The organism is Bittarella sp. HCP28S3_D9 (genome assembly GCF_052065655.1).
GTDB classification, from domain to species: Bacteria; Bacillota; Clostridia; order Oscillospirales; family Ruminococcaceae; genus Bittarella; species Bittarella massiliensis.
This window is the reverse complement of the sequence record NZ_JBQHTP010000021.1, coordinates 15,703-41,454: the sequence shown is the minus strand read 5'-3', so window position 1 is coordinate 41,454 and position 25,752 is coordinate 15,703. Positions and strand designations below refer to the sequence as shown.

The window sequence follows — 25,752 nt, the reverse complement described above, 5'->3', positions numbered from 1 at the left end:
ACGGGTCTGCCGCGGCCTTTGGGGCGGCCCTGCGGGCAGGGGCTTTTTCCCTGGTCTGCCCGCGGGGTCCTTCCCGGACCCCTGTACACGCCCAAAAAGGCGCCCGTCGCCCCCCGAAAAAGGGGGGGCGGCGGGCGCCAAAGGGCATTGGATGTTTTACTGGGCCTTGACGAATTCCCGCCAGAAGGCGAGGTAGGTCTCCTTGGTGTAGGTGGGCTTGTACTCGGCCTTGACCTGGCAGGCGGCCTCGGCCCCATCGCAGAGCAGGTCGACCACGGTGCAGGCCATCATCTTGGCGGGGTTGATGTAGGCCATCTCCTCGTCGCAGACCAAAAAGTCCATGGCGTGGGCGGTGCCGCTGAAGCCGCCGGCCACCGGCTGGATGGTGGGGATGACCAGGCTCAGATCCCCCACGTCGGAGCTGCCGCCCCCGGCGGGGATGGCGCTGGCGTCCACCACGTTTTTCTCCCCCACCAGCGCGGCGGCGTTTTGCATGAACAGGGCGTCCATCTGGCGGTTGGTGTCGATGGGCAGGTAGCCGGGCAGCTGCACGATCTCCACCTCGGCCCCCACGGCCATGGCCCCGCCCCGCAGGGCCCGGTCCACCTTTTTGCTGGCGTCGACGATGGCGTCGATCCCCCGGCCCCGCACATAGGTCTCAATGCGCACGTCGGCGGGGACGATGTTGACCAAATCGCCCCCCTTGGTGATGATGGGGTGCACCCGGATGCCGTCCTCGTCCTTGAAGGTCTCCCGCTGGGCGTTGATCCCCATCAGCCCCAGGCAGGCGGCGTTGAGGGCGTTGATGCCGTCGTGGGGGGCGGCCCCGGCGTGGGCCTCCTTGCCGCGGTATTTCACCAGTTTGCCCACAAAGCCCGAACAACCCGCGCCCACGGCGGTGAACTGGGGGGTGGGGGCCCCGGGCATCGAGTGGACCATCATCGCCATGTCCACGTCGTCAAAGGCGCCCTCGGCGATCAGCTGCTGCTTGCCGCCCAAAAATTCGATCTTGCCGTCGCGCAGCAGCTTCTCCCGGTACTCCAGCTCCACAAATTCCTCGGCGGGCACCGCCATGAAGACCGCGTCCCCGTCCAGCTGCTCCATCGCCCCCGAGAGGCAAAGGCCCATGGCCGCCCCCAACATGGTGGTGATCTGGGCGTTGTGGCCGCAGGCGTGGGCCGCGCCGGTCTGCTTGTCGGCGTTGGGGTGCAGGGGGGAGACCACCGCGTCCAATTCTCCCATCACCGCGACGGTGGCGCGGTGGTCCCGCCCGGCGGCCCGGGCCTTGACCCCGGTGAGGGCCAACCCGTTTTGGTAGGGCAGCCCCAGCTCCTCAAACATCTGCTGCACCAGGGCGCTGGTGCGGGTCTCCTTATAGCCCAGCTCGGGGTGGGCGAAGATGTCCTTGCCCAGGGCGATGAGCTTGTCCCGGTTTTGGTCGATGGCCGCGCAGACGGCCGCCTTGATCTGCTGTTTGTCCATTTGTCACTCGCTCCTTCTATCGGGCCGGCGCACAGCCGGCGAAATGGTCGCACAACAACACTATATCCGCCCGCGGCGGGGGCTGGCAATGGGGGCTTTGGCCAAAGTTTCACCCCCTTTTTTGGCGGCGGGGTCATTTCGCCCAAGGAAGGGCCGCCGCTTTTGTGAACTTTTGGCGAACAGGAAAAATCAGGGGTTTAAACGACAGGGGTTTTATAGTATACTGTTAGGCGTATAGGAGCGTTTTGAGCCGCCCTTTTGCAGCCGGTTGGGCGGCCTCTTTTTTTCGTTTGGAGGAGGGGTGCGCCGTGGGGGAGAAGCGGCCTTTTGTGTCGGCCATCGTGGTGGCCGCCGGCAGCGCCAGCCGAATGGAGGGGATCGACAAGCAGTTTGCCCCGGTGGGGGGGATCCCCTGTCTGGCCCGCGCCCTGCTGTGCTTTGAGGAGTGCCGGGAGATCGGCGAGATCGTGGTGGTCACCCGGGAGGAGTCGATCGCCAAGGTGGCCGACCTCTGCGCCCGCTGGCGGCTGGGGAAGGTGAGCCAGATCGTCCGCGGGGGGGAGAGCCGCCAGCAGTCGGCGGCCATCGGCCTTGCCTGTCTCGACGGGCGCTGCCAGTACCTGGCCGTCCACGACGGGGCCCGTCCCCTCTGCGACAAGGCCCTCATCCGCCGGGTGCTGCGCGACGCCATCGCCCACGGCGGGGCGGCGGCCGCCGTCCCGGTGAAGGACACCATCAAGGTGCGGGGGGAGGACGGCTTCATCGACTCCACCCCCGACCGGGCCACCCTGTTTGCCTGCCAGACCCCGCAGATCTTCGAGGTGGGGACCTACCGCCGCGCCATGGAGGAGGCCCTCGCCCAGGGGCGGGATTACACCGACGACTGCCAGCTCTTCGAGAGCGCCGGACGGCGCGTCTACCTCTCGCAGGGGAGCTATCAAAACATCAAGATCACCACGCCGGAAGACCTGGCTCTCTGCGAGCAGATCCTGGCCGTGAGGGGGGAGTAGAGATGCAAGCGATCCGCATCGGGCACGGGTATGACGTGCACGCCTTTTCGCCGGGGCGGCAGCTGATTTTGGGCGGGGTGGACGTGCCCTGCGACCAGGGGCTGCTGGGCCATTCCGACGCCGACGTGCTGCTGCACGCCGCCATGGACGCCATCCTGGGCGCCCTGGCGCTGGGGGACATCGGCGCCCACTTCCCCGACACCGACCCCATGTACAAGGGCGCCGACAGCCGCGCCCTGTTGCGGGCGGTGCGGGAGATGATGAAGGAGCGCGGCTACAAGCTGGGCAACCTGGACTGCACCGTCATCGCCCAGGCCCCCAAACTGGCCCCGTACATAGAGCAGATGCGCCGCAACCTGGCCGGCGACCTGCAGACCGAACTGGAAAACATCAGCGTCAAGGCCACCACCGAGGAGCACCTGGGCTTCACCGGCCGCCGGGAGGGCATTGCCGCCCACAGCGTCTGCCTGCTGCTGCCCATCGAGACCCCTCCCTCCCCCGACAGGGCGGGGGGACCCGCCCTGTAAACACCTGTAACCTTTGCCATAGAAGGGGGCTTATCCATGCAAGCCATCACCACGTTTTTCGACTCGCTGGTCAGCGTCATCAAGACCATCACCGTCATGGATGTTCTGGACGTGGCCATCGTCTCCTACATCGTCTATGTCGCCTTTATCCTGGTGCGGGAGACCCGGGCGGCCCAACTCCTCAAGGGGGTCATCGTCTTTTTGGTGGCCTATGTGCTGGCCTCCCAGCTGGGGCTGGAATCGCTGAAATTCCTCCTCAACGCCATCCTCCAATTCGGGGTGGTGACGCTGGTGGTGGTCTTTCAGCCCGAGATCCGCCGCGCGCTGGAGAAGGTGGGCCGCACCAAACTGCGCAGCCTGCGGTTTTTCTCCTCCGGCTCCACGGTGGACGAAGCCACCCGCAAAAAGGTGGAGAAGGCCATCGTCGTGGTCTGTGACGCCGCCGACATCCTCTCGGGCAAAAAGACCGGCGCCCTCATCGTCATCGAGCGGAAGACCAAGCTGGGGGACATCATCTCCACCGGCACCGTGGTGGACGCCGAGCCCAGCGTCGAGCTCTTCGGCAACCTCTTCTTCGTCAACACCCCCCTGCACGACGGGGCGGTGGTGATGCGCGACGGCCGCGTCTGCGCGGCGGGCTGCTTCCTCCCCCTCTCCCAAAACTTTGAGATCAGCAAGGAGCTGGGCACCCGCCACCGGGCGGCCCTGGGGGTCTCTGAAAACTCCGACGCGGTGGTGGTGGTGGTCAGCGAGGAGACCGGCCTCATCTCGGTGGCCTGCGACGGCCACCTCCACCGGGGCATCGAGCGCGACTACCTGCAGCGGCTGCTCTCCAACGAGCTGCTGCCCCAGGCCCCCGCCGCCGAGCAGAAAAAACGCCGCTTCCCCTTTGGCAGGAGGGAACACAGATGAAGAAACTCGATTTTCAGCGGCTGATGGACGACAGCCGCTTCATGAAGGTGCTCTCGGTGGGGGTGGCCATCCTCTTTTGGTTCGTGGTGGCCTTCACCATCAGCCCCACCATCACCACCACCGTCTCCGACGTGCCCATCACCATCTCCGGCAGCAACGAGACCCTGTCCTCGGTGGGGCTGGACGTGGTGGACGGGCAAAACCGCACCGTCCGCGTCAAGGTGGAGGGCCGCCGCGAGGTGGTGGGCTCCCTCAAGCCCTCCGACATCGTGGTCTACCCGGTGCTCACCAGCGTCACCGAGGCGGGGAAGTACACCTGTTCCCTGCGGGCGGTAAAGGCCGACTCGGCGGCCGACTTCACCATCCTCTCGGTCTCCCCCGAGCAGGTGGAGCTGACCTTTGACCGGGTCAAGACCCTCAAGACCGAACTGTCCGTCGCCGTTTCCGGCTACACCGCGGAGGAGGGCTACATCCTCGGCTCCTCCGCCGCCAACCCCAAGGAGATCACCGTCAAGGGGCCCGAGTCGGCGGTGGATCAGGTGGCCAAGGCCGAGGTCCGGCTGGACGGCAAGGACACCAAGTTGGCAAAGACCGCCAAGGTGGAGGCGGAGGTCCGCCTCTACGCCGCCGACGGCAGCGAGATCGAGCTGGGCAGCACCCTCTCTGTCGACACCCCCAAGGTGCAGGTGACCATCCCGGTGCTGAAAAAGGCCACCCTGCCCCTGAAGGTGGCCTTCACCAACCTGCCCAGCGGGCTGGACGGCAGCGCCCTGCAGTACGACCTGAGCGAGACCGCCATCCAGGTGGCCGGCCCCGCCGAGACGGTGGACCGGATGACCGCCATCACCCTGGGCTACGTCAACGTGCTGGACTTCGACTACAAAAACGGCTATACCTTCCAGGTGCAAGACCAGCTGCCCACCGGCTTTGTCAACCTGGACGACTTCGACTCGGTGGCCGTCAGCTTCGGCAGCCGCTACGACGGCGGCAGCTTCACCGTCTCCAACATCAACGTCATCAACGTCCCCGAGAACTACGACATCTCGGTGGTGACCCGCCGCCTCTACGGGGTGAAGTTCGTGGGGCTGCACGGCGACATCGACGCCCTGGAGGGGACCGACATCGTCGCCGAAGTGGACGGCTCGTCCATCGAGCTGAAAAACGGCCAGTACAACGTGCCGGTGCAGCTCTCCACCACCAGCGGGGCCATGGTCTGGCCCACCGGCAGCTATGAAGTGGTGGTGAAGGTGAGCGCCAAATAGGAGACCCACAAGAGATTTTTGAGAGAGGAGGCCGCCCCTTGGCCATCTTGGTGCAGAATATCCCCGTCCCCCTGGGGGAGGACCCGACCACCGCCTGCCAGAAGGCGCTCCGCCGCCTGGGGCTGAGACCCGCCCAACTGGCGGAGAGCCACCTGGCCAAGGTCTCCCTCGACGCCCGCCGCCGCGACCGGGTGCGCTATGTCTGCAGCGCCGAGTTGGCGCTGCGCGACCCCGCCCTGGAAGAGCGCCTCGCCGCCCGGGAGCAGGGGGTGCGCCTGGTGCGGGAGACCCCGCCCGCCTTTGCCCCCGCCGGGGCGCCGCTGGCCCACCGGCCGGTGGTGGTGGGCCTGGGCCCGGCGGGGATGTTCTGCGCCCTGGCCCTGGCGAGGCAGGGATACCGCCCCCTGGTGCTGGAGCGGGGCGCCCCAGTGGAGCGCCGGGTGGCGGCGGTGGAGCGGTTTTGGCGCACCGGAGAGCTGGACCCGGCCTGCAACGTCCAGTTCGGGGAGGGGGGCGCCGGCACCTTCTCGGACGGCAAGCTCACCACCCGCATCGGGGACGAGCGCTGCGGCTGGGTGCTGCGGCAGTTGGCCGCCTTCGGCGCGCCGGAGGAGATCCTGCACCGGGCCAAGCCCCACATCGGCACCGACCGGCTGCGGCAGGTGGTGCGAAATGTGCGGGGGGAGATCCTCCGCCTGGGCGGCGAGATCCGCTTCGATACCCGCCTGGAAGAAATCGAGATCGCCGGGGGCCGGGTGGTCTCCTGCACCGCCGGGGGGGAGAAGATCCCCTGTTCCCGGCTGGTGCTGGCAGTGGGCCACAGCGCCCGGGACACCTTTGCGCTGCTCTTTGACAAGGGACTGCCGGTGGCGCCCAAACCCTTTTCGGTGGGGGTCCGGGTCGAACACCTGCAGGGGGACATCGACCGGGGCCTCTACGGCGATCTGGCCGGGGACCCCCACCTGCCGGTGGGGGAGTACCAGCTCTCCCGCCGGGTGGACGGGCAGGGGGTCTACACCTTCTGCATGTGCCCGGGGGGAACGGTGGTCCCCGCCGCCTCCGAAGAGGGGGGCGTGGTGGTCAACGGGATGAGCGAGTACGCCCGCAGCGGCCCCAACGCCAACAGCGCCTTGGTGGCCGGGGTGGACAGCCGGGACTTCGGCCAGGACCCCCGGGCGGGCATCGCCTTTCAGCGCCAGCTGGAGCGGGCGGCCTTTGCCCTGGGGGGCGGCGGTTACCGGGCCCCCTGCCAGAGCGCCGACGCCTTTTTGGCCGGGCGGCCGGGGGCGAATTTTGGCCGGGTGGTCCCCAGCTACGCCCTGGGGGTCGCCCCAGCCGACTTCTCCCGCCTCTTCCCGCCCCGGGTGTACGGGATGCTTCAGCTGGGGCTGCGGGACTTCGGGCGCAAGCTGCCCGGCTTTGACGCGGCCGACACCCTCCTCACCGGGGTGGAGACCCGCACCTCCTCCCCGGTGCGCGTCCTGCGGGGGGAGGACCTCTGTTCCCCGGCGGCCTTCGGCCTCTACCCCTGCGGGGAGGGGGCGGGCTACGCTGGGGGGATCGTCTCGGCGGCGGTGGACGGGGTCCGGGTGGCCCAGGCCATCATGGGCAGCGGCAGCCCGGCCCGGTGAGCGAATGGATTTGAGAAAGACAACGGAAGGACTGTCATACATGGAACGAAAAACCCTTGCCGAGGGGATCTCCCTCACCACCCTGGGGGACGGGCGCTACGTCTGCAACCGCATCTCCGTCAACCTCTGCTTCCCCCGCAGCGAGGAGGCGTCGGCCCAGGGGGCGATGCTCTCCTACCTGCTGCGGCGGGGGAGCGAGCGCTACCCCGGCTTTGCCCCCCTCAACCGCAAGCTCTACGACCTCTACGGGGCCTACTACGACTGCACCCTCGCCACCCTGGGGGGCTGCCAGGTGTTGAGCCTGGCGGTGCAGACCATCGACGAGACCTTTGCCTGGAAGCGGGAGAAGATCAACGGCGAACTGGCCGACTTCCTCTGCGACATGCTGCTGCGGCCCAACGCCCCCGGGGGCGCCTTCCTCCCCGACGAGGTGGCGGTGGAGCAGAAAAACCTCTGCGAGGAGATCGACAGCGAGATCAACAACAAGCGGGCCTACGCCCTGGGGCGCAGCCGGGAGATCCTCTATGCGGGGACCCCCCTGGCCGGCTTCCGCCTGGGCACCAAAGAGGCGGTCCTGGCCCTAGACGGGGCGGCCCTCTACCGGGCCCTGCAGCGGCTGCTGGAGAGCGCCCAGGTGGAGATCCTCTGCAGCGGCCGGGGCGACTTCTCGGGCGCGGCCGAGGTCTTTGCCCGGCAGTTGGGTGGCCTGCCGCCCCGGCCCGCCGTCTTCTCCCTCCCCCCGCTGCCCTCGACCGAGGGCCCCAGGGAGGTGGAGGAGGCCCTCTCGGTCACCCAGTCCAAGCTGGCCCTGAGCTTCCTGCCCGCTCGCCGGTTCGCCCCCGAGCAGTACGGGGCGGTGCGGGCGGCCGTCGCCCTCTTCGGGGGGGCGCCCTTCTCCCGCCTCTTTGCCAACGTGCGGGAGAAGCAGAGCCTCTGCTACTACTGCGACGCCCGCTTCAACCGGGTGACCGGGGTGCTGACAGTGGACTGCGGGCTGGACGAGAAGGACGTCCCCCGCGCCGAGGAGAGCATCCGCCGCGAACTGGCGGAGCTGGCCGCCGGCAACTTTACCGACGAGGAGTTGCAGGACGCCAAGGCCTACCTGAAAAACAGCATGACCGCCATGGAGGACTCCCTGGCCGAGCTGGACCCCTGGTACCTGGGCCAGGTGCTGGAGGGGGACGCCCAGTCCCCCCAGGACGCGGCCGCCCAGATCGAGGCCGCCACCCGGGAAGAGGTCATGGCCGTCTGCGCCAGCTTCTCCCAGCGGCTCCGCTACCTGCTCAAGCCCCGGCAGCGGGCGCTCTAGGGGGGCGGCGAGATGGAAGACAAGCGACTGTTTGCGAGAGGAGACGGGATGGATTTGGTTCGCACCGAGACGATTCGCGCCAAGGGGTTTGCAGGCGGCTACCAGAAGGCGGTCATGCCCTCTGGGCTGACGGTCCTGCTCTACCCCACCGAGGGGCTCTCCACCGCCCACTGCCTGCTGGGGTGCAAGGTGGGCAGTCAGGACTGCGCCTTTTTCGACGGGGAGGAGGAAGTGCACATCCCCGCCGGGGTGGCCCACTTTTTGGAGCACAAGCTCTTTGAGAGCGAGGAGGGCGACCTCTTTTTGAAGTTCGCCAAGACCGGGGCCAGCGCCAACGCCTACACCAGTTTTGACCGCACCTGCTACCTCTTCACCGCCACCCAGAACGTGGCCCAGTCGGTGGACATCCTCCTGGGGCAGATCGGCGCGCCCTACCTGACCGACGAGAACGTGGAGAAGGAGAAGGGGATCATCGCCCAGGAGATCAAGATGTACGACGACGACCCGGACTGGCGCTCCACCTTCGACCTGCTGGGCTGCCTCTACCACAACGACCCGGTGAAGGAGGACATCGCCGGCACGGTGGACTCGATCCAAAAGATCGACCGCGCCACCCTGGAGCGGGTGCACCGCCTCTTCTACGACCCCCGCAACATGGTGTTGGCGGTGGCCGGCAACATCGACCCGGACGAGGTGCTGGAAGTCTGCCGGCAGCGCTGCAGTCAGGCCCCCGAGGGCCCCTTCTCCCTGCGCCGCGAGCGGGTCTACGAGCCGCGGGAGATCGTCAAGACCTACGCCGAGGAGAGCTTGCAGATCGCCGTTCCCCTGGTGACGGTGGGCTTTAAGGAGGCCCCGGTGGAGAGCCCCTTTGACCGAGTGGTGGACACGGTGATCCTGGAACTGCTCACCGGCGAGACCAGCGACTTCTACCGCGAGATGTACGAGGCGGGGATCATCGGCCCCACCTTCGGCTACGACGTGTTCAGCGGCGACAGCTACCACGCCCTCCTCTTTTCCTGCGAGACCCAGAAGACCGGCGAGTTCTCCTACTGCCTCTACGCGGCCATCGAAAAGGCCCGGCGGGAGGGCCTCCCCCGGGAGGACTTCGAGCGGATCAAAAAGGGCATCTACGGCCGCTATATCCGCACCTTCGGCCGGCCCGAGGCCATTGCCACCGCCCTGGTGGGGGCCCATTTCCAGGGCTGCACCCTGTACGACAGCATCGACTTCATCAAGTCCCTTCGCTTTGCCACCGTGCAGGCCCGGTTTGCCGAGATCCTGCGCCAGGAGCGCAGCGCGGTCTCCATCATCTGGCCCAAGAAAGAGGAGAGATAGCCGCCCGCGGGGCGGACCCACCACCCGACAAACAAGGAGGATTTTGCAATGGAAGTGCGTTTTCCCGGACTGGGGCTCGATCTGAAAATCAATGACGTGGCCCTCAAGATCGGCAGCTTTGAAATCTACTGGTACGCCGTGGTCATCTGCTTGGGGCTGGTGCTGGCGGTGCTCTACTGCTACCGCCGCTCCAAGCTCTTCGGGGTGAAGGGCGACGACTTTTTGGACGTGGTCTTTTGGGGCTTTTTCGGCGGCATCATCGGCGCGCGGGCCTACTATGTGGCCTACGCCTTTGACCAGTTCAAGGACAACCTCTGGCAGATCTTCAACTTCCGCACCGGCGGGATGGCCATCTACGGCGGGCTCATTGGGGCCATCCTGGTGGGGGCCATCGCCTGCCGGGTCAAGAAGATGAAGGTGCTGCCGGTGCTGGACCTGGCGGGGATGGGTTTCTTCATCGGCCAGGCCCTGGGCCGCTGGGGCAACTTTTTCAACCAGGAGGCCTTCGGCTCCAACACCACCCTCCCCTGGGGGATGTACTCCCCAAACACCGAGGCCTACCTCTCCCGCCACGCCACCGCCCTGGCCGACCTGGGGGTGGCGGTGGACCCCACCATGCCGGTGCACCCCTGCTTTTTTTACGAGTTCCTCTGGTGTCTGGCGGGCTTTTTGATCCTCCACTTCTACACCAAACACCGCCGCTTTGACGGCGAGATGTTCCTTATCTACATTGGCTGGTACGGCCTGGGCCGCTTCTGGATCGAGGGGCTGCGCACCGACAGCCTGATGATCGGCCGGCTGCGGGTCTCCCAGCTGCTGGCCGGGGCCTGCGTCGTCGCCGCCCTGATCACCTGGCTGATCGTCAAGGGCAAGATCCGCGCCGCCCACGACGAGAGCTACCTGCGCCCCCAGGCCTGGCAGTTGGCCCGCGCCGCGGCGGCCGCCGAGGGGGAGGGAGGACCCGGACCGTCCGCCCCGGAAGAGGGCGAGGCGGGCCCCGCCGACCCGGAGCCCGAGGCCTCTGACGCCCCCGACGCGGAGGACGGCCGTTGAGCGCCGCCCTCATCGACGGCAAGGCGGTGGCCGCCGCCGTCCGCGCCCGGGTCGCCGCCGGCTGCCGCGCCCTGCGGGAGGAGCGCGGCGTCACCCCCGGATTGGCAGTGCTGCTGGTGGGGGAGGACCCGGCCAGCCAGATCTATGTGCGCAACAAGGAGCGGGCCTGCGCCGAGGTGGGCATCTCCTCCCGGGTCTACCGCCTCCCGGTGCAGACCACCCAGGAGGAGCTGCTGGCGCGCATCGCCGCCCTGGGCGGCGACGATGCGGTGCATGGCATCCTGGTGCAGCTCCCCCTGCCGCCGCAGATCGACGAGCGGGCGGTCATCGAGGCCATCCCCCCCGACAAGGACGTGGACGGCTTTCACCCCCAGAGCGCCGGCCGGCTGCTGGTGGGGGAGCCCGGCTTTGTCCCCTGCACCCCCGCGGGGATATTGGAACTCATCGACTCCACTGGCGTCTCGGTGGAGGGCAAGCACTGCGTGGTCATCGGCCGCTCCAACATCGTGGGCAAGCCGACTGCCCTGCTGCTGTTGGGGCGAAACGGCACCGTCACCGTCTGCCACTCCCGCACCCAGGGCCTGCAGGAGATTGCCGCCCGGGCCGACATCCTGGTGGCGGCGGTGGGGCGGGCGGGCTTTGTCACCGGCGAGATGGTGAAGCCCGGCGCCCTGGTGATCGACGTGGGGATGAACCGGGACGCCGCCGGCAAACTCTGCGGGGACGTGGACTTTGCCGCCGCCCAAAAGGCCGCCTACATCACCCCGGTCCCCGGCGGGGTGGGGCCGATGACCATCGCCATGCTCATGCAAAACACCCTGCGCGCCGCCGGGGGGAGATAGGGGCGCAAAAACCGCGAAAAACGGCTTTGTCATGGGGATTTTCCCTTGACAGGGCGGGAGAAATTTGCTAAACTAGGGAAGCCGCATGTTCTGGGCAAACACAAGAGCGGGTCTCCCGCCGCCTATGTATACAGCGAGTCTAATGTAAAGCAGGTGCAAATATGTACGCAGTTATCCAGACCGGCGGGAAGCAGTACAAGGTTTCCCAGGGCGATGTCGTCTACATCGAGAAGCTCGACGCAGAAGACGGCGCCGACTACACCTTCGAGCAGGTCGTGGCCATCTCCGGCGACGACGGGCTGAAGGTCGGCACCCCCTTTGTCGAGGGCGCCAACGTCACCGGCAAGATCGTCAAGTCCGGCAAGGGCAAAAAAATCACGGTATTCACCTACCGCCCCAAAAAGGACTCCAAGCGCAAGATGGGCCACCGGCAGCCCTACACCAAGGTAGAGATCACCGCCATCAACGCGTAAGGAAATGATTCGCATCCGCTTTTGCCGCCGCGGCGGCGAGATCGTCGGGTTTCGAGTCAAGGGCCACGCCGGCTTTGCCGAGAGCGGACAGGACATTGTCTGCGCCTCGGTCACCTCTGCGGTGCAGATGGCGGCGAACGGCCTGACGGAGTGCGCGGGGCTGCCCGCCGACCTCTCGGTACACGAGGGGGACATCTCCCTTCGCTGCGAAGGGGGGGGCGAGGGCGCCAAGCTGCTCTTTGAAAGCCTGTACCTGCAGCTGTCGCTGCTGGCGCAGGACTATCCCAAAAACATTGTCATAACCGATACGGAGGTGTAGAGGAATGCTGAAACTCAATATCCAGTTTTTTGCCCATAAGAAAGGCGTCGGTTCCACCCGGAACGGCCGTGACTCCGAGTCCAAGCGCCTTGGCGTGAAGCGGGGCGACGGTCAGTTCGTGCTGGCCGGCAACATCCTGGTCCGCCAGCGCGGCACCCACATCCACCCGGGTGAGAACGTGGGCCGCGGGTCTGACGACACCCTGTTTGCCAAAGTTAGCGGCAAGGTGAAGTTCGAGCGCGTCGGCAAAGACCGCAAAAAGGTCAGCGTCTACGAGGCGTAGAAAAGCGACCCGGCGGTTTTTCGCCCTTTGCAGATGAGCCTTTTCGGAAATCCCGGGCGAAAGCTCGGGATTTCCTTTTGAAAAAAGGCCGCCGCTCCCCCGCCCGCCCGCATGGGCCCCGGCAAACCGGGAAAAGGTAAGGGGGAGAGGCAGGGCGGGAGAGCGCTCTCCGAGAAAGGCGCGCCAGCGGGCGCGAACGGGTGAACCGATGTTTGTCGATGTAGTGAAAATCAAGGTCAAGGCCGGCGACGGGGGGGACGGGGCCGTCTCCTTCCGCCGGGAAAAATATGTGGCCGCGGGCGGCCCGGACGGCGGCGACGGCGGCCGGGGCGGCAACGTGGTCTTTCAGGTGGACACCAACCTCTCCACCCTGGTGGACTTTCGCTTCAAGCGCAAGTTCGCGGCCGAGCGGGGTGAAAACGGCTCCGGCGGCAATCGCAAGGGGAAGAGCGGGCAGGACATCCTCATCAAGGTCCCCAAGGGCACTCTGGTGAAGGAGGCCGGCACCGGCAAGGTGATGGCCGACTTGTCGGGGGACGAGCCAGTGGCCGTGGCCCTGGGCGGCCGGGGCGGCGCGGGGAACGCCCGCTTCGCCACCGCCACCCGCCAGGTGCCCCGCTTTGCCAAGCCCGGCCAGCCGGGGGAGGAGTTCGAGCTGGTGCTGGAACTCAAGCTGTTGGCGGACGTGGGGCTGGTGGGCTTCCCCAACGTGGGCAAGTCCACCCTCATCTCGGCGGTGAGCGCCGCCAAACCGAAGATCGCCAACTACCCCTTCACCACCCTCTCCCCGGTCTTGGGGGTGGTCTCGGTGGAGGAGGGGCACTCCTTCGTCATGGCCGACATCCCCGGCCTCATCGAGGGGGCCAGCGAGGGGGTCGGCCTGGGACACGACTTCCTGCGCCACGTGGACCGCTGCCGGCTGATCTTGCACGTGGTGGACGTCTCGGGCCTGGAGGGGCGCGACCCCTGCGAGGACTTTGCCGCCATCAACCGAGAGCTGGAAAACTTCAGCAGTGAGCTGGCCCAGCGGCCGCAGATTGTGGCCGCCAACAAGTGCGAGCTGGCCAGCGATGAGCAGATCGCGCGCTTTGGCGCCTTTGTCCGCGAGCAGGGCTATCCCTTCTATGTGCTTTCCGCCGCCACCCGCCAGGGCCTGCGGGACCTGGTGAACGCCGTCAGCCGCGCCCTGGAAGAGCTGCCCCCCATCGTCCGCTACGAGAGCGATTTCGTGCGGGAGGAGGCAAAGCCCCTCGACTACAGCCAGTTCACCGTCCGCCGGGCCGACGACGCGGCCTACGAGGTGGTCTGCGACTGGGCCGGGGCCCTGCTGGGCTCGGTCAATATGGACGACTACGAGTCCCTTCAGTACTTCCAGCGAGTGCTGCGCCAGAGCGGCGTCATCGACCGGCTGGAGGAGATGGGCATCCAGGAGGGGGACACCGTGCGGGTGGGCGATTTTGAGTTCACCTTTGTCTACTAAAAGAGGGGGATGCCTTTGGAACACCCAAAACAGCTCAGCCCGCTGACCCTGGCCTTTCTCGGCGACGGGGTCTACGAGCTGGCGATCCGCCGCTACCTGGTGGAGGCGGGGGGGAGCATGCCCCCCAAAAAGCTCCACAACCTCTGTGTGCAGCACGTGCGCGCCTCGGCCCAGTGCCGGGCCGTGCGCTACATATACGACCGCCTCACCGAGGAGGAGCAGCAGATCTACAAGCGGGGGCGCAACGCCAGCGGGGTGACCGTCCCCAAAAACGCCAGCCCAGCGGAGTACCGGGCTGCCACTGGGCTGGAAGCCCTGGTGGGCTACCTGGACTTAAAGGGCGAGACGGCGCGGCTGAACGAGCTCATCGCCGCCATCTTAGAAATGGAAGAGCGGGAGGGCCCCTGTGACCCCACCCCGCCCGGCGAACCAAAATAGGAAAAAGGAGGACACACCATGTCGGGACATTCCAAGTGGAACAACATCAAGCGCAAGAAGGAGAAGACCGACGGCGCGAAGGCCAAGATCTTCACCAAGTGCGGCCGGGAGATCTCGGTCGCCGTCAAAGAGGGCGGGCCTGACCCCGCCTCCAACTCCAAGCTGCGCGACGCCATCGCCAATGCCAAGGCCAACAACGTGCCCAACGACAACATCGAGCGGGTCATCAAAAAGGCTATGGGCGAGGGCAAGGACACCTATGAAGAGATCCTCTACGAGGGATACGGCCCCGGTGGCACCGCCTTTTTGGTGGAGACCCTGTCGGACAACCGCAACCGCACCGCGGCCAACATCCGCCACTATTTTGACAAGTTCGGCGGCAACCTGGGCCAGTCGGGCTGTGTCTCCTTCCTCTTCACCCAGAAGGGGGTCATCGACCTGAACGCCGACGGGGTGGACGAGGAGGCCTTTATGGAGGACGCCCTGGAAGCCGGGGTGGAGGACTACACCTTTGAGGACGGGGTGATCGAGTGCACCGTCGCCCCCGAGGGCTTCTCCGCCGCGCGGGAGTACTTTGACAAAAAGGGATTTGTCTTCTACTCGGCCGAGGTGGCCTATCTCCCCAGCACCACCACCCACCTGGACGACCCCGACCAAATCAAGAAGATCGGCCTGCTCATCGACCACCTGGAAGAGGACGACGACGTGCAGGACATCTGGCACAACTGGGACGAGGAGGACGGCGAGTAGCCGTTTGCTCACCCTCACCCCCTGTCGCTGCCGTTTTGGGCCCGCTTCGGCCCCTCCCCGCTTTTGTGCGGAGGAGGCGCCGGCGGGCCCTTTTTGCATCTGTAAAGCGGGTCCCACTTGACAGGCTGTTTTCTTTGGGGGATAGTGGAGAAAAACCGAGAGAGAAAGAGGAGAACCAAATGAAGATCAAAAGCGCCCAGCTCATCTATTTCAGCGCCGCCGGCACCACCGAGCGGACCGCACGCCTCATCGGCGAGGGACTCACCCTCCCCACTCAGGGGCGCAACCTCCTGCGCCAGCCCCTGACGGAGGAGTGGGCCCTTTCCGCCGACTGCCTGGCGGTGGTCTGCGTCCCGGTCTACGCCGGGCGGGTGCCCGCCCTCTGTGCCGAGAGCCTGCGCCGCCTGAAGGGGGAGGGTGGGCCCGCCCTGGCGGTGGCGGTCTACGGCAACCGCGACTTTGACGACTGCCTGGTGGAGCTCTCCGACCTGTTGGAGGCGGGAGGCTTTCACACGGTGGGGGCGGCCGCGGCGGTGGCCCAGCACTCCATCTTCCCCACCGTGGGCCAGGGCCGCCCCGACGGGGAGGATGCGGCCTTTCTCGCTCGCTTTGCCGCCGAGGGGAAGGCGGCGGCCGAGGCCCTTGACCCCGCCGCGCCCCTGGCCCTCCACCTGCCGGGCGGCCGCCCGTACAGGGAGGCGGGGTCCGTCCCTCTCCACCCCTCCGGCGACCGCCGCTGCACCGGCTGCGGGGCCTGCGCGGCCGTCTGCCCGGCCGGGGCCATCGACCCCGCCGCCCCCAAAAAGACCGACGGGGAGCGGTGTATCTCCTGTGCCGCCTGCATCGCCGTCTGCCCCACAGGGGCCCGCGCCTTTCGGGGCCCTGCCTACCGGTTGGCCCGGAAGGGCTTTGAAAAGAAGTGCGCTGCCCGCCGGGAGCCGGTGGCCTTTTTCGGGTGATCGCAGTCCAGTGCGGGCGGCGGGAGCCGATTGCGTTTTTGCCGGGGGAGAGGGACCGGGCCGTCTTTCCCCGCCATCGGCTGCCGGGAGGACGCTCACTCCGCCCCGCCCCGCGTAGAGGGGCACGGCTGCCGCCTTTTCCCCAGCAGCTGCTCTCGGACCCGCCGACTTGGTGCCGGGAGGGCGCTCACTCCGCTCCGCCCCGCACAGAGGGACACGGCAGCCGCCTTTTCCCTAGCAGCCGCCTCGGACCCGCTGACTTGGTGCCGGGAGGGCGCTCACTCCGCTCCGCCCCGCACAGAGGGACACGGCAGCCGCCTTTTCCCTAGCAGCCGCCTCGGACCCGCTGACTTGGTGCCGGGAAGTGTGAAGTCGGCGGCGCAGAAAGCCTCACCGACCGCGATCGCCCCTCCGGCGGGGGAAGCGATCAGAGGGGTCTCACCGCCTGATCGCCCGTCCAATATGACCGCCGGCGGGGCCTGTTCCCCGCGAAGACGGCGCGGTTGCCCCCTTTGGGAGCTGGGGGAGGGGCAACTGAAACGAACACCCCCTGTCAGCCGCAATTGGTGGTTTTGGCCGCTGTGGTGGGGTAGAATACAGCCATAGGAGGTGTGAAAAATATGATTCATGAGAATTTGCAGTTTCTGCGCCGGGCCCACGGTTACTCCCAGGAGGAGGTGGCCGAGCGCATCGGGGTCTCCCGCCAGGCCGTCGCCAAGTGGGAGAGCGGCGAGACCATCCCCGACCTGCCCAACACCCAGGCCCTGGCCACCCTTTACAACATCACCCTGGACGAACTGGTCAACCACCACGACAGCCAGGGCGGGGCGCTGCTCACCCCGAAAGGCAAGCATCTCTTCGGCCTGGTGCGGGTGGGTGAGCGGGGACAGATCGTCATTCCCAAGCGGGCCCGGGAGGTGTTCTCCATCTCCACCGGGGACCAATTGCTGGTTTTGGGGGACGAGGAGCAGGGGATCGCCATCGTCAAGGCCGACCTGGTGCAGTCCTTTGCCCACGAGCTGATGAAGGCCGCCCAGCGGGAGAAGGCCCCGCCCCGCAGCGAGAGAGGGGGCGAGGGGGAGTGAACGCCATTGAGACCAAGGCCCTCACCAAGCGCTACCGGGACAAACTGGCCCTGGACGGGCTGGACCTGTGCGTCGGGCAGGGAGAGCTGTTTGCCCTGCTGGGGGTCAACGGGGCGGGCAAATCCACCGCCATCAAGCTGCTCTCCTGCCTGATTGCCCCCACCGCGGGGGAGGCCTGGCTGATGGGCCACAGCATCCTCCGGGAGAAGGAGCGGGTCAAGGCGGTCATCAGCCTCTCCCCGCAGGAGACGGCGGTGGCCCCCAACCTCACCGTCCGCGAAAACCTGGAACTGATGGCCGGCATCGGCGGCTGCAGCAGGGGAGAGGCCCGCGCCAAGGCGGCCCAGTCCATTCGGGAGGGGGACTTTGCCCAGGTGGAGAGGAAACAGGCCCGCACCCTCTCGGGCGGCTGGCAGCGGCGGCTGAGCATCGCCCTGGCCCTCATCACCGACCCCCAGGTCCTCTTTTTAGACGAGCCCACCCTGGGCCTGGACGTCCTCTCCCGGCGGGAGCTCTGGCGGGAGATCCAGCGCCTCAAGGGCCGGGTGACGGTGGTGCTGACCACCCACTACCTGGAGGAGGCGCAGGCCCTGTCCGACCGCATCGGCATCCTGGCCGAGGGGCGGCTGCGCACCGTCGGCACCGCCGGGGAGCTGATGGCCCAGGCAGGCGCGTCCAGCTTTGAAGACGCCTTTGTCGCCCTGGCGGGGGAGAGGGGGGCTGCCCTGTGAACCGGACCCTTGCCTTTGCGGGCAGGAACGCCAAGGAGATCGTCCGCGACCGCATCAACCTGCTGTTTGGGATGGGCTTCCCGGTCATTCTCCTGCTGCTGCTCACCGCCATTCAGAAAAATGTCCCCACCGAGCTCTTTCCCATTGCCCGGCTGGCCCCGGGCATCGCGGTCTTCGGCCTCTCCTTCATCTCCCTCTTCTCGGGGATGCTCATCGCCCGCGACCGCACCAGCGCCTTTGTCCAGCGGCTCTTCACCTCCCCCATGCGGGCGGGCGATTTCCTGCTGGGGTACATCCTCCCCCTCTTTCCCATGGCGCTGGCACAGGGGGCGGTCTGCTACCTGACGGCTCTCTGTCTGGGGCTCCCCGTCACGGCAAACCTGCTGCCGGCGCTGGCGGTATTGCTGCCGACAGCCCTTTTATTCATCGCCATCGGGCTGCTCTGCGGCAGCCTCTTTACCGACCGGCAGGTGGGCGGGCTCTGCGGGGCCCTCCTCACCAACCTCTCCGCCTGGCTGTCGGACACCTGGTTCGACGTGAGCCTGGTGGGCGGCGCCTTTGAGCGGGTGGCGGACGCCCTCCCCTTCATCCACGCGGTCAAGGCGGGGAGGGCCGCCCTGGCAGGGGATTGGGGCGGCGTCTTCCCCCACCTCTGGTGGGTGGTGGGCTACGCGGTGGCGGTGCTGGCGGTGGCCGTCTGGGTCTTTCGCCACAGGATGCGCGGCTGATGAAAGCGGGCCCTGCTTCTACAAAGAGGAGCAGGACCCGCTTTTTTGGTTGCCGCCGCAAAAAAGGAGCGCAGAGGGGCGGCGCCTTGGCCCGAAAAAGGCGGTGCCCGCCGCGGCCGCCGCGCGGTGGGAAAATGCGGCTTGTCTGTCGGTGGAAGGGGGAAAATCCCCGTCTGCAAAACGGGCCGTTGAAACCGCCGGACGGCCGATGTGGGGGCCGCCCGCGGAGAGGGGAGAAGAGCTTCCCCCTCCTCTTTGCGGATGGGGAGGAGGGGTCCACCGAGTCGGGCGCACCCCTTGCCTCCGGGGCGGCAAAGGGTTTCCAAAAGGGGGGGCGCAGCGCCAATTCGGCGCGGCGGGCGCAGGACCGGCAGGGTGGGAAAGCTGCCCAAAATTTCCCCGCAAAAGAGGGCAGATGGACGAATGTGGGCGGTTTTCCTAGGCAGCGCCCTGCCCTTCGGTGTATGATGGCAGTGAGGTGATGGAGATGAAAAAAAGCGCAGAGAGATGGCCCGGCATCCCCCTGGGGATCGCTTCCCTGTCCCTCCTTGTCTGGGGGGGAGAGGTGGCCTACCAAACGGGGATCGCCCGGGACGAATACGCCTTTTGGTACCAGGACAGCCTGTTGCGGGACGGGCTTCTCTACGCCCTTGTCCTCCTGCTGGCGGCAGCGGCCCTGGCCGCCGGCGCAGTGCAGTTTCTGCGCCGCAGGGGACTGGGGCGCGGAGGGGTGGCCGCTCTGGCGGTCCTCTCCGGGGCCGCCCTGGCGGTGGTCGCCTACAGCGCCCACTACAATCGCACCCTCATCCGGGATCACCGGCCCGACGGCCCCTTCTCCCCCATTTCGGCAGAGGAGGTGGAGGCGCGGCTCCTCACCGCCGAGAGGAAGGGGGATCTCCTCCTCTACATTGCGGGTGAGGGGCCCGGCGATGCGGCCGTAACGGCGGCCCTGCGCTCCTATTTGGAGGAGCGGGACGCCCAAATCTTTCGCTACACCCCGCAGGGGGACGAGAGGGACACGGCCCTGCTGGCCAAACTGGGCGTCGAGGAGACGCCGGTGCTGCTGCGGGGGAGCAGCCTCAAGCAGAAGTACGGGGGAGAGGAGATTTTGCGGGAGTTGATTGCGGGGGACCGGCTCCTGGCCGGATGACGCGGTGTTTCCCCCATACCTGACAGACTGCTGTCCAGTTCTCTTTGCTATCCTGTAAAAAAAGAGAACACCCTTTACAGGAGGAATGAAACATGGCTGCACTGGACTACAAAAAAGCAGAGAGCTCCCTTTATCTCCCCGGCGAGACGCCATCCCTCATCGAGGTGCCGCCCCTCCCCTTTGTGGCGGTGGAGGGGCGGGGCGACCCCAACGAGGAGGGCGGCGAATTCTCCCGGGCGGTGTCCGTCCTCTACGCCGTCTCCTACACCATCCGCATGAGCGAGAAGGGCGGACACCCCATCGACGGGTTCTTTGCGTACGTCGTTCCCCCGCTGGAGGGCTGGTGGTGGAGCGAGGGGGGCGCAGACGCCGACTTTGGCGACAAGTCCTCCTTCTGCTGGCGGGCGGCCATCCGCCTGCCCGACTTTGTCACCGACCAGGTCTTTGCCTGGGCGAGGGAGGAAGCCGCCCGCAAGAAAAAGCTGGACACCAGCGCCGCTTTTCGGCTGACAGTGGACGAGGGGCTCTGCGTCCAGTGCCTGCACCGGGGCAGTTACGACGATGAGCCCCAGACCCTGGCCAGGATACACGCCTACCTGGCGAAGGAGGGGTACCGCCCCGACTTGAGCGAGGGGCGCCGCCACCACGAAATCTACCTGGGCGACCCCCGCAAGACACCGGTGGACAAGCAGAAGACCGTTCTGCGGCTGCCGGTGGCGCCCCTCTGACAGCACCCCTGTTTTGCCGGGGGCGGCCCTTCCCGCGGGGAGGGGCCGCCCCTTTTTCGTGTCCGGGAGGGGGTGGAAAAAATCTCCGCCTATTGGGGGGACAAAATGGGGGATCCAGCCCTCTCTGGCGCTTGCAACTGGGCGGGAAAAAGGGTATGATAAGATGAATGGCCGAGGGGGAAAAGCGCCCTGTGGGCCGCCTACCTCGGCAGAATTTGTCGATTTTGATCCATCTGTTTGCGCCCAGCGCCATCACACCACAGTAGGAGAGAACGCCAGATGAACATAGATACCAACCGCTGTATCCACTGCATGACCCCGCTGGAAGAGGGTCACTGCCCCCGCTGCCACATCGACCAGAACACCCCCAACCCCCACCCGGCCCTGCCGGTCCACACGGTGGTGGCCGGCCGCTTTTTGCTGGGCCAGGTCATCCACATGGACGGCGAGGGGATCGACTACCAGGGCTATGACTGCCAGGAGGAGCGCCGCGTCACCGTGCGAGAGCTGTTCCCCACCGGTCTGGTGGACCGGGAATTCAACGGTTCCGCCGGGGTGGCCGTGGGGGAGAGCATGCACTTTAAGACGGTGGTCGAATCCTTTGTCGACCTCTACAAGTCCCTCGCCCACATCGAGGCGGCCGAGGCCCTCTGCCAGGTCTACGGCGTCTGGAAGGACCGGGGCACCGTCTACGCCGTGACCGAGCACTTTGACGGCATCTCCCTCTCGGTGGTGCTCTCCCGCACCATCGGCGAGATCGACAGCGCCGCCACCCTCAACATCCTCAAGCCCTTTTTCAAGACCCTGCGGGAGATCCACAAGCTGGGGATGGTGCACGGCGGCATCTGCCCCGACAACATCCTGGTCAACGGGGAGGGGGAGGTCCGGCTGGTGGGCTTTGCCACCTCCGCCCTGCGCACCAAGGGCTCGGAACTGCAGTGCGAGCTCTTTCCCGGCTACTCGGCGCCTGAGCAGTACAGCGTCACCGGCTGGCAGGGCTCCTGGACCGACATCTACGCCGTGGGAGCCACCATCTACCGCTGCATCACCGGCACCCGCCCCCAGAGTGCCGACGAGCGGCTCACCGCCGACGCCCTGCTCCCCCCGATAGAGGTCAACCACACGGTGGACAGCCGCCTCTCCCAGGCGGTGGCCGCCGCCCTGGTGCTCCCCTCCAAGGGGCGCATCCGCACCATTGAGGAGTTTGCCACCGCCCTGCTGCCCCGGCAGGCCCCCACCCCGTCGGAGGCCCCCACCAAGGAGGCAGTCCGCATCACCGACGAGGAGGAGCCCCGCCCCGCCGCCCAGTCGCCCAAGAAGGGCGGGAGGGACTCCGGCGGCAACAAGAAGTTCATCTGGATGATCGCGGGGATCGCCGCTGCCCTGGTGATTGTCGGCGCGGCCATTGCCGTCTGGCTCTACACCCGGCCCACCGAAGACCCGGCGGGTGGCTCCTCGTCAACCCCATCTTCTTCTACAACCAGTTCAGAAGAGACAAAGGAAATTATCGTTCCCAGCGTAATTGGAAAGCCTTTAACAGAATTCAAAAATGAATATGATGATATTCCATATCGTGTAGTCACAGAGTATAGTAGTGAATACGATAAGGATGTTATCTGTAATCTTTCTCCTAAAGCGGGTGAAGTACTAAAAGAGGGAGAGATTCTTACTATTACTGTTAGCAGTGGACCAGAAAGTATTGATATGCCAGATATAGTTGGGAAAAGCTGGAACACAGTTAAAAGTGAACTGGATTCTAAAAAAATTCAATATACCATGACGCCATCTTATACCGGGGATCAGGCAATTGGTACAGTTGTTTATTCAAGCGTTGAAGCGGGTACAAAAATAGTTCCGGGGAACACAAAGAATAGTGTAAAAGTCAGTATCATGGTGAGGCAGGAAAAAGCAAATTAGTAGAATGTAGCACCGTTCTCGCCACCGACCCCTCGGCCGGCACCAAGGTCACCCTCGGCAGCACGGTGGTCACTGTGCGGGTGCTGCAAAAACAGAGCTAGTTGATTTGAAACAGGATTGGTTGCAAAAAGGCGAAGGGAGCCATCCCCTCGCCTTTTTTGGTGTGGGGAGAAGGCGCTTTCGACAGTTTGCCGGGCGACCCTTCGATCGGGTTGCCGAGGAAGGAGGGGGGGACGTGGACAGAGGATTCTCCTCCTACCCTCTATGTATCGCCCCTGTCTGGCGGAGGAGTGCAGAGACCGAGGAGAGGGCTTTACCGTGTATGGGACTCCAATTTCAGTATAATTTTATATAAAATATACAAATTGGAAAGAATGAGAAGGGAAACCGGTTGAAAAAGATGAAGATCCAGCCGGTATTTGCCGCTTTGCGGGGGAGCACCTCCTCGGGAAAAAGCAAAAGGGCAGAAAAAGGGAGCGCAGTCAGATTGACTGCGCTCCCTCATCTTTTGGGAAAGGAGAGGCTTTGGTTAGGGGAAAACTAGTGTTTCCGCTTTTTCAGGGACAGGGCCGCCAGGCCGGAGATGGCCAGCGCCGAGAAGGCGATCAGGGAACCGGTGCTGTCGCCGGTATTGACCGAGTCGCCCTTTTCCTTGCCGTCGTCAGGGGTGGTGACGTCGGGGTCGGGGTTGGTGTCAGAGCCGCCGCCCTGGTTGACCACAGTGTAGTTGGCCTGCAGGGTGATGGACTTGTGGCCGGCGTAGTCGCTGACATAGTCGGCGGCGCGGCTGCCGTCCTCGGCGATGGCGCAGAGGTCGTGCAGGCCGTTGTCGATGCCGGGCACGGTGATGACGCCGTTCTCGTCGGCCGTGTACTCGCCAAAGGCCTTGCCGTCGATCTCCACCTTGGCCCAGGCGCCGGCGGCGGGGTTGCCCTCTTTGTCCAGCAGGCTGACGGTGGCGTCGTACTTGGTGGCGGTGTAGCCGGTGTTGATGGCCTTGATCCGCCCGGTCTCGCTGAGAACGCAGATGCCGTCCTCGTTCCCAGGTTGGCCCATCAGGTACTTGATGTAGTTGGTCAGGAAGACGTCGTTGGAGGTGTCGGCCCCCACCACGCTGACCTGCCCGTCGTTATAGTAAGCGGGGTCGCACATGTAGTAGCCGTCGCCGCCGCCCACTTCGTAGGAGCCAGTCATGATCAAAACGTACTTGTCGGTGGCGTTTTTGTCGATGGCGGTGCCGTCATCCAGGGTGATCTTGGTGACCCGGTTGCCCATCTTCTTGGCTTCCGAATCGGTGGCGGTCTTGGTCGGGTCGTACTCGTAGCTAAAGCCGGAGGGGATGAAGAACCGGCCCTTGTTGCCGAAGATCTCGCCGGTGTTGGCGGTGTCCGCCCCCTCGGCGTTGACGGAGATCAGGCTGACGCCGTTCTCCACCATCTCCCACAGGGCTTTGTGGCTCATCTTCAGGTAGCGGGTCTCGCCGCCGAAGGGCAGCACGGTGATGATGTCCTTCTTGGTGATGTCCCCGGCGGGGATGGAGGCGCGCACGCCGCCACCGCCGGTGAAGCCGACGACCGGCAGGTTTTTCAGCTCATCCGGGGCGGTCTTCTGCCACTGCAGGGTCTGCCAGCGGTTGGCGTCGGCCACCAGGTCGGCCATGTTGCTCTCGGCGCGGCGGCAGATGGGGGTCCCGCCGTAGAGGCCGATCTTGGTCTTGCCGATGACCTCGGCGTACTTCTCGTTGACCTCTTTGGCGACTGCGTCGGCCACCGTCTTGACGGCGGGGTCGGGGGTGTAGCCGTTCTTCATCGACTCGTTGGTGATGCCCTCGGACTTGATGTCCACAGTGCCGTCTTTTTTGACGGTGATGGTCACTTTGCCCACAAAGGCCAGGGCGGTGCCGGTGGAGACGATGGTGGTGTTGCCCTGTTTGATGGCGCCCTTGTTGTTCTTATCGTACTGGCCGGCAGTGCCCATCCGCTCCAGGTGGTCGTGGCCGTCCACGATCAGGTCGATGCCGGTGACGTTTTTCGCCAGGTCGACAGAGGTCCACTTGTTGGAGGACTCGCCCAGGTGGCAGAGGGCGATGACCACGTCGCAGCCCTGGTTGGTTTTCAGGTCGTTGACGGTGTTCCGGGCAACGGTTTCCAGGTCGCTGCCGTGGAAGTTGAGTTTGCCCACCTTGGCGGGCTGGCTCAACTCAAAGGTCTCGGGGGTGTCCAGCGCAAAGACGCCCACCTTGACGTTGTCGTAATTGAAGACCTTGGTCTTTTTCAGCTTGTTCAGCCCGTCGACGATGTTCTCGGGGTCGTCGATGTTGGTGTTGAGGATGTCGAACTTGGCTGCCTTGATGTTGGCGGAAATCTCGGCCAGGGAATAGTCAAACTCGTGGTTGCCCAGGGCGGCGGCGTCATAGCCGACCTCGTTCATGATTTTGATGGCGCTCTGTCCCTTGGAGTCGGCCACAAAGGGCGTCCCCTGGGAGTAGTCGCCGGCGTCCACCAGCAGCACCTTCTGGCCGCCAGCTTCCATGGCCTTTTTCATGCCGGCCAGGTAGTCCAGCCCGGCATGGGAATCGTCGCTCACCACAGCGCCGTGGACGTCGTTGGTGTGCAGTACAGTGATGACGGTATCCTCTGCGTTGGGGGTTGCAAACGCGGTAGCCGCCATGCTCACCGTCAGGGCCGCTGCCAAAACGGCAGAAAGTCCCTTCTTGAAAAGCGGTTTCATCGTGTGTTTTCCTCCTTCTTTCATTTCCAGAGCCACAGGATGCGGCCCTCCAATCGGAAAATCGTCCCGCTTCGGCCCGCTCCCTGCGGCCTTTCCCAATCCGCAGGTCCAGAAGAGCAGGGGGGAATAACAGTTCGATCCCCAGTCGAAACGGGAAACAATTTCCATATAGGTATTATACAACATTTACATATTTGTACAACAAAAAAAAAAAAAATGGATGCTTTGACGAATAACCAAAGTTTCTGTAAAAATTATGTAAAGTGTAGTGAAAGACAGAGAAATCAGGGGCAAGTGAGGGGGAGATTTTTCATCTTCCTTTAGAAACCGCAGGTTTTGACAGATTTTTTATGGGCTGGTTTCCACCGGGAGAGGGGAGGGAGCTGCTCCCTCTTTTTGCCAGCTGAAGAGCTGTGTCCGCCCGGTGGAGGAGAGGGGGCAAACACAGAGATTGCCTGCTGAACCGCTCCGGTCAAAGAAGCCAGGGGGAAAGGGCATTTGGCCGGGCAGTAGCTCATTTCGCGGCGCCGAGGCGGGGCAGCTCCTTGTTGCCTCTTTTTCCAGGCGCTGCTTCCGGGCGATTTTTGGAGAGAGAGGGGCGCAGCCGCCTTTTTTGCC

24 protein-coding genes are annotated in these 25,752 nt (G+C 65.4%); 22 read left to right on the top strand and 2 right to left on the bottom strand.

What is annotated here, in order from left to right; all coding sequences use genetic code 11:
* Positions 1 to 156 precede the first annotated feature (156 nt).
* Positions 157 to 1,482 (bottom strand): amidohydrolase, encoded by a 1,326-nt coding sequence (locus tag ACTNAU_RS10825; protein WP_256136579.1) that lies wholly within the window; start codon positions 1,480 to 1,482, stop codon positions 157 to 159.
* 290 nt (positions 1,483 to 1,772) lie between these two features.
* Between ACTNAU_RS10825 and ispD the strand changes: the two genes are divergently transcribed.
* The 22 genes from ispD (at position 1,773) to ACTNAU_RS10715 (ending at position 22,404) form a co-directional block, all read left to right on the top strand.
* Complete coding sequence (ispD, locus tag ACTNAU_RS10820) at positions 1,773 to 2,492, top strand: 2-C-methyl-D-erythritol 4-phosphate cytidylyltransferase (protein WP_441098426.1); 720 nt, start codon at positions 1,773 to 1,775, stop codon at positions 2,490 to 2,492.
* A 2-nt stretch (positions 2,493 to 2,494) separates the two neighbouring features.
* Positions 2,495 to 3,019, top strand: coding sequence for a 2-C-methyl-D-erythritol 2,4-cyclodiphosphate synthase (gene ispF, locus ACTNAU_RS10815; protein ID WP_207721183.1), 525 nt, complete (start codon positions 2,495 to 2,497; stop codon positions 3,017 to 3,019).
* A 36-nt stretch (positions 3,020 to 3,055) separates the two neighbouring features.
* Complete coding sequence (gene cdaA, locus ACTNAU_RS10810) at positions 3,056 to 3,931, top strand: diadenylate cyclase CdaA (RefSeq protein ID WP_441098425.1); 876 nt, start codon at positions 3,056 to 3,058, stop codon at positions 3,929 to 3,931.
* The gene (locus ACTNAU_RS10805; RefSeq protein WP_441098424.1) at positions 3,928 to 5,193 is read left to right on the top strand and encodes a CdaR family protein; all 1,266 of its coding nucleotides are present in this window, start codon (positions 3,928 to 3,930) and stop codon (positions 5,191 to 5,193) included. Before cdaA ends, ACTNAU_RS10805 begins: the two co-directional genes overlap by 4 nt.
* Positions 5,194 to 5,231: 38 nt before the next feature.
* Positions 5,232 to 6,824, top strand: coding sequence for an NAD(P)/FAD-dependent oxidoreductase (locus ACTNAU_RS10800; RefSeq protein ID WP_441098423.1), 1,593 nt, complete (start codon positions 5,232 to 5,234; stop codon positions 6,822 to 6,824).
* A 40-nt stretch (positions 6,825 to 6,864) separates the two neighbouring features.
* Positions 6,865 to 8,133: a M16 family metallopeptidase gene (locus ACTNAU_RS10795; RefSeq protein ID WP_441098422.1), complete on the top strand. Its 1,269-nt coding sequence runs from the start codon at positions 6,865 to 6,867 to the stop codon at positions 8,131 to 8,133.
* A 12-nt stretch (positions 8,134 to 8,145) separates the two neighbouring features.
* The gene (yfmH, locus tag ACTNAU_RS10790; protein WP_185914683.1) at positions 8,146 to 9,468 is read left to right on the top strand and encodes an EF-P 5-aminopentanol modification-associated protein YfmH; all 1,323 of its coding nucleotides are present in this window, start codon (positions 8,146 to 8,148) and stop codon (positions 9,466 to 9,468) included.
* Positions 9,469 to 9,516: 48 nt separating this feature from the next.
* Positions 9,517 to 10,521, top strand: coding sequence for a prolipoprotein diacylglyceryl transferase (gene lgt / locus ACTNAU_RS10785; RefSeq protein ID WP_441098421.1), 1,005 nt, complete (start codon positions 9,517 to 9,519; stop codon positions 10,519 to 10,521).
* Complete coding sequence (folD, locus tag ACTNAU_RS10780; protein ID WP_441098420.1) at positions 10,518 to 11,363, top strand: bifunctional methylenetetrahydrofolate dehydrogenase/methenyltetrahydrofolate cyclohydrolase FolD; 846 nt, start codon at positions 10,518 to 10,520, stop codon at positions 11,361 to 11,363. Before lgt ends, folD begins: the two co-directional genes overlap by 4 nt.
* A gap of 161 nt (positions 11,364 to 11,524) precedes the next feature.
* Positions 11,525 to 11,836, top strand: a complete 312-nt coding sequence (rplU, locus tag ACTNAU_RS10775) for a 50S ribosomal protein L21 (protein ID WP_021659952.1) — start codon at positions 11,525 to 11,527, stop codon at positions 11,834 to 11,836.
* Between the two features lie 4 nt (positions 11,837 to 11,840).
* Positions 11,841 to 12,155 (top strand): ribosomal-processing cysteine protease Prp, encoded by a 315-nt coding sequence (locus ACTNAU_RS10770; protein ID WP_021659951.1) that lies wholly within the window; start codon positions 11,841 to 11,843, stop codon positions 12,153 to 12,155.
* 4 nt (positions 12,156 to 12,159) lie between these two features.
* Positions 12,160 to 12,438, top strand: coding sequence for a 50S ribosomal protein L27 (gene rpmA / locus ACTNAU_RS10765; RefSeq protein WP_021659950.1), 279 nt, complete (start codon positions 12,160 to 12,162; stop codon positions 12,436 to 12,438).
* A 208-nt stretch (positions 12,439 to 12,646) separates the two neighbouring features.
* Positions 12,647 to 13,918 carry a GTPase ObgE gene (gene obgE, locus ACTNAU_RS10760; RefSeq protein ID WP_441098419.1) on the top strand — a complete coding sequence of 424 codons (1,272 nt, stop codon included), beginning with the start codon at positions 12,647 to 12,649 and terminating at the stop codon, positions 13,916 to 13,918.
* Positions 13,919 to 13,933: 15 nt separating this feature from the next.
* Positions 13,934 to 14,356, top strand: coding sequence for a Mini-ribonuclease 3 (locus ACTNAU_RS10755; RefSeq protein ID WP_243147926.1), 423 nt, complete (start codon positions 13,934 to 13,936; stop codon positions 14,354 to 14,356).
* A gap of 18 nt (positions 14,357 to 14,374) precedes the next feature.
* On the top strand, positions 14,375 to 15,106 hold the full coding sequence (locus tag ACTNAU_RS10750; protein WP_021659946.1) for a YebC/PmpR family DNA-binding transcriptional regulator: 732 nt from the start codon (positions 14,375 to 14,377) through the stop codon (positions 15,104 to 15,106).
* 179 nt (positions 15,107 to 15,285) lie between these two features.
* A complete protein-coding gene (locus tag ACTNAU_RS10745; protein ID WP_441098418.1) occupies positions 15,286 to 16,065 on the top strand; it encodes a 4Fe-4S binding protein in 780 nt (259 codons plus the stop codon).
* A 620-nt stretch (positions 16,066 to 16,685) separates the two neighbouring features.
* A complete protein-coding gene (locus ACTNAU_RS10740) occupies positions 16,686 to 17,150 on the top strand; it encodes a helix-turn-helix domain-containing protein (protein ID WP_216401491.1) in 465 nt (154 codons plus the stop codon).
* Entirely contained in the window at positions 17,147 to 17,881 is a 735-nt protein-coding gene (locus ACTNAU_RS10735) for an ABC transporter ATP-binding protein (protein ID WP_441098417.1), read from the top strand. The genes ACTNAU_RS10740 and ACTNAU_RS10735 overlap by 4 nt, the downstream gene beginning before the upstream one ends.
* Positions 17,878 to 18,609, top strand: coding sequence for an ABC transporter permease (locus ACTNAU_RS10730; RefSeq protein ID WP_441098416.1), 732 nt, complete (start codon positions 17,878 to 17,880; stop codon positions 18,607 to 18,609). Before ACTNAU_RS10735 ends, ACTNAU_RS10730 begins: the two co-directional genes overlap by 4 nt.
* A gap of 460 nt (positions 18,610 to 19,069) precedes the next feature.
* Positions 19,070 to 19,759 (top strand): hypothetical protein, encoded by a 690-nt coding sequence (locus ACTNAU_RS10725; protein WP_441098415.1) that lies wholly within the window; start codon positions 19,070 to 19,072, stop codon positions 19,757 to 19,759.
* A gap of 92 nt (positions 19,760 to 19,851) precedes the next feature.
* The gene (locus ACTNAU_RS10720; protein ID WP_441098414.1) at positions 19,852 to 20,487 is read left to right on the top strand and encodes a GyrI-like domain-containing protein; all 636 of its coding nucleotides are present in this window, start codon (positions 19,852 to 19,854) and stop codon (positions 20,485 to 20,487) included.
* A 279-nt stretch (positions 20,488 to 20,766) separates the two neighbouring features.
* Complete coding sequence (locus tag ACTNAU_RS10715; RefSeq protein ID WP_441098413.1) at positions 20,767 to 22,404, top strand: PASTA domain-containing protein; 1,638 nt, start codon at positions 20,767 to 20,769, stop codon at positions 22,402 to 22,404.
* Positions 22,405 to 22,944: 540 nt separating this feature from the next.
* On the opposite strand, the gene ACTNAU_RS10710 is transcribed toward ACTNAU_RS10715, so the two are convergent.
* The gene (locus ACTNAU_RS10710) at positions 22,945 to 25,134 is read right to left on the bottom strand and encodes a bifunctional metallophosphatase/5'-nucleotidase (protein ID WP_441098412.1); all 2,190 of its coding nucleotides are present in this window, start codon (positions 25,132 to 25,134) and stop codon (positions 22,945 to 22,947) included.
* Between the last annotated feature and the right edge of the window lie 618 nt (positions 25,135 to 25,752).

Excerpts from the sequence above, each read along its gene's own strand:
- ACTNAU_RS10750 (WP_021659946.1), top strand. The coding sequence starts at position 14,375 with ATGTCGGGACATTCCAAGTGGAACAACATCAAGCGCAAGAAGGAGAAG.
- ACTNAU_RS10710 (WP_441098412.1), bottom strand. The coding sequence starts at position 25,134 with ATGAAACCGCTTTTCAAGAAGGGACTTTCTGCCGTTTTGGCAGCGGCC.
- ispF (WP_207721183.1), top strand. The coding sequence starts at position 2,495 with ATGCAAGCGATCCGCATCGGGCACGGGTATGACGTGCACGCCTTTTCG.
- ACTNAU_RS10825 (WP_256136579.1), bottom strand. The coding sequence starts at position 1,482 with ATGGACAAACAGCAGATCAAGGCGGCCGTCTGCGCGGCCATCGACCAA.
- rplU (WP_021659952.1), top strand. The coding sequence starts at position 11,525 with ATGTACGCAGTTATCCAGACCGGCGGGAAGCAGTACAAGGTTTCCCAG.
- rpmA (WP_021659950.1), top strand. The coding sequence starts at position 12,160 with ATGCTGAAACTCAATATCCAGTTTTTTGCCCATAAGAAAGGCGTCGGT.
- ACTNAU_RS10715 (WP_441098413.1), top strand. The coding sequence starts at position 20,767 with ATGAACATAGATACCAACCGCTGTATCCACTGCATGACCCCGCTGGAA.
- cdaA (WP_441098425.1), top strand. The coding sequence starts at position 3,056 with ATGCAAGCCATCACCACGTTTTTCGACTCGCTGGTCAGCGTCATCAAG.
- ACTNAU_RS10740 (WP_216401491.1), top strand. The coding sequence starts at position 16,686 with ATGATTCATGAGAATTTGCAGTTTCTGCGCCGGGCCCACGGTTACTCC.
- ACTNAU_RS10720 (WP_441098414.1), top strand. The coding sequence starts at position 19,852 with ATGGCTGCACTGGACTACAAAAAAGCAGAGAGCTCCCTTTATCTCCCC.
- ACTNAU_RS10795 (WP_441098422.1), top strand. The coding sequence starts at position 6,865 with ATGGAACGAAAAACCCTTGCCGAGGGGATCTCCCTCACCACCCTGGGG.
- obgE (WP_441098419.1), top strand. The coding sequence starts at position 12,647 with ATGTTTGTCGATGTAGTGAAAATCAAGGTCAAGGCCGGCGACGGGGGG.
- ACTNAU_RS10770 (WP_021659951.1), top strand. The coding sequence starts at position 11,841 with ATGATTCGCATCCGCTTTTGCCGCCGCGGCGGCGAGATCGTCGGGTTT.
- ACTNAU_RS10745 (WP_441098418.1), top strand. The coding sequence starts at position 15,286 with ATGAAGATCAAAAGCGCCCAGCTCATCTATTTCAGCGCCGCCGGCACC.
- yfmH (WP_185914683.1), top strand. The coding sequence starts at position 8,146 with ATGGAAGACAAGCGACTGTTTGCGAGAGGAGACGGGATGGATTTGGTT.
- lgt (WP_441098421.1), top strand. The coding sequence starts at position 9,517 with ATGGAAGTGCGTTTTCCCGGACTGGGGCTCGATCTGAAAATCAATGAC.
- ACTNAU_RS10805 (WP_441098424.1), top strand. The coding sequence starts at position 3,928 with ATGAAGAAACTCGATTTTCAGCGGCTGATGGACGACAGCCGCTTCATG.